Genomic DNA, 2,766 nt, shown 5'->3' with positions numbered 1-2,766 from the left:
GGAAGACGCCGCTTCCGGCACACAGGTCGGCATCACAGCGCTGGCCACCGACAGCGATGTGACCGACAGCGTCGCCTATGCGGTCGACGATGGTCGCTTCACGGTCGACGAGAACGGTGTGGTCACCGTTGCCGAGGGCGCGTCGTTAGATGCGGAAGACCGAAGGCGCCATCTACATCACCGTCACGGCAACCTCCACAGACGGGTCCACAAGCACAGAGACCTTCACCATTGCGGTCTCCGACGTGGATGAAGCTGACGTCTCCGCTGTTTCCGACAGCTACATCCGCCAACACCATCGCGGAAGATGCTTCAGCCGGCACCCAGGTCGGTGTGACGGCGCTCGCAACCGACAGCGACATCACCGACAGCGTCGCCTATGCGGTCGACGATGGTCGCTTCACGGTCGACGAGAACGGTGTGGTCACCGTGGCCGATGGTGCGTCGTTCGATGCAGAAGACCGAAGGGTCCATCGACATCACCGTCACGGCACCCTCCACCGACGGCTCAACCTCCACCGAGACTTTCACGATTGCGGTCTCCGACGTGGATGAAGCTGACGTCTCCGCTGTTTCCGACAGCTACATCCGCCAACACCATCGCGGAAGATGCTTCTGCCGGCACCCAGGACGGTGTCACTGCACTGGCAACCGACAGCGATGTGACCGATAGCGTCTCCTATGCCGTGGACGACGCCCGCTTTACGGTCGACGAAAACGGTGTGGTGACTGTCGCCGACGGGGCGTCGTTAGATGCGGAAGACCGAAGGCGCCATCTACATCACCGTCACCGCAACCTCTACAGACGGCTCCACTTCCACCGAGACCTTCACCATTGCGGTCAGCGATGTGGATGAAGCCGATGTCTCGGTTGTCTCGGATGCGGACACTTCTGCCAACAGCATCGCGGAAGATGCTTCTGCTGGCACCCAGGTCGGCATCACTGCGCTGGCAACGGACAGCGATGTGACCGACACCGTCTCTTATGCGGTTGGCGATGCCCGCTTCACGGTCGATGAGAACGGGGTTGTGACTGTCGCCGACGGTGCGTCGTTCGACGCGGAGACCGAAGGCTCCATCGACATCACTGTCACCGCAACCTCCACAGACGGGTCAACCTCCACCGAGACCTTCACCATTGCGGTCAGCGATGTGGATGAAGCCGATGTCTCGGTTGTCTCGGATGCGGACACTTCTGCCAACAGCATCGCGGAAGATGCTTCTGCCGGCACCCAGGTCGGTATCACTGCACTCGCTACAGATAGCGATGTGACAGACACCGTCTCCTATTCCGTCGACGATAGCCGCTTTGCCGTCGACGAAAACGGTGTAGTTACCGTTGCCGATGGTGCCAGCTTTGACGCCGAAACCGAAACCTCCATCGACATCACTGTCACGGCCACCTCATCCGACAGTTCCACATCCACAGAGACCTTCACAATTGCCGTTAGTGACGTAAGCGACAATGCGCCGACCGGTATCCAGATCGTCGGTCAAACCGGCAATCTTGTGCAAAATGGCAGTTTTGAAACATTTGATGTCAAGGATGGCGACTGGAAAGAGTTTTCCGAGGACAACTCAGGGAGCTGGACGTCTGAAGGCAAAATGGAAGTCTGGGATGGTTACGGCGGTGTGGCCGCGTCTGAGGGAAAACAACATCTTGAACTGGATTCAGACGGTAAGATCAACAGCATTTCCCAGTCGATCGAAACAAGCAAAGGGCAGGTTTATGACCTGTCTCTGGATGCACAGGCACGCAAAGACTCAGAAAACAGCACTGTAGAAGTCTACTGGAACGGAGAACTTGTTTCGAGTTTCGATCCTGACACCGGCACTTGGCAGACAATGGAACTGCAGGTTGTTGGTACAGGTGGTTCCGATGTGTTGGAAATCAGGGAGACCGCTGAAGACAATAGCACTTATGGAGCCTTCATAGACAACGTTTCCCTGACAGAAGTGCCGATGACAATCGCAGAAGGTGTGTCAGGTGCGGTGATCGGTAACGTGGTCACGATTGATCCAGATGCAACAGACCACCACACCTACTCGGTTTCTGATCAACGATTTGAAATCGTTGAAGGGCCTGACGGCAACATGCTTCTGAAGCTAAAGGATTCTCACGTTCTAGACGCTGAAAACGAATCCAGTCTAACTGTCACGATCACAACGACAGATGAGGCAGGCGAAAGTTTCTCTGAGGACTTTTCGATCACGGTCTCTGATGTGGATGAAGCAGACGTTTCCGTCGTTTCAGATGCTGACATCTCTGACAACACAATCGCGGAGGACGCTTCTGCTGGAACACAGGTCGGTGTCACCGCACTCGCAACCGACAGCGACATCACCGACAGTGTCTCCTATGCGCTCGACGATGCCCGCTTTACCGTCGATCAAAACGGTGTGGTCACCGTGGCCGACGGCGCCTCGTTCGACGCGGAGACCGAGGGCTCCATCGACATCACCGTCACGGCAACCTCGACAGACGGGTCAACCTCCACCGAGACCTTCACCATTACGGTCAGCGATGTAGACGAAGCTGACGTCTCGGCTGTTTCCGATAGCGATACTTCTGCCAACACCATCGCGGAAGACGCGGCTTCCGGCACCCAGGTCAGCATAACCGCGCTCGCCACCGACAGCGATGTCACCGACAGTGTTTCCTATGCGGTTGATGATGCCCGCTTTGCCGTTGACGAAAACGGCGTGGTCACCGTTGCCGACGGCGCAAGCTTTGACGCGGAGACCGAAGGGTCCATCGACATCACC

4 protein-coding genes are annotated in these 2,766 nt (G+C 57.2%); all 4 read left to right on the top strand.

Annotated elements, in window-relative coordinates; genetic code table 11:
* Positions 1-253: hypothetical protein (locus tag E1180_RS22070; RefSeq protein ID WP_196220655.1), on the top strand; the 253-nt coding region annotated here is incomplete at its 5' end.
* Entirely contained in the window at positions 232-555 is a 324-nt protein-coding gene (locus E1180_RS19990; RefSeq protein WP_155194135.1) for a hypothetical protein, read from the top strand. The genes E1180_RS22070 and E1180_RS19990, both read left to right, overlap by 22 nt.
* Positions 552-857 (top strand): hypothetical protein, encoded by a 306-nt coding sequence (locus E1180_RS22065; RefSeq protein ID WP_196220654.1) that lies wholly within the window; start codon positions 552-554, stop codon positions 855-857. Before E1180_RS19990 ends, E1180_RS22065 begins: the two co-directional genes overlap by 4 nt.
* The coding region (locus tag E1180_RS19985) for a DUF642 domain-containing protein (RefSeq protein ID WP_155194133.1) at positions 754-2,766 on the top strand (2,013 nt) is incomplete at its 3' end. The genes E1180_RS22065 and E1180_RS19985, both read left to right, overlap by 104 nt.

It is taken from the genome of Roseibium denhamense (assembly GCF_009711415.1).
Taxonomy (GTDB): domain Bacteria; phylum Pseudomonadota; class Alphaproteobacteria; order Rhizobiales; family Stappiaceae; genus Roseibium; species Roseibium denhamense.
Note: the sequence above shows the minus strand (reverse complement) of the source record. Positions and strands in the feature narration are given on the sequence as shown.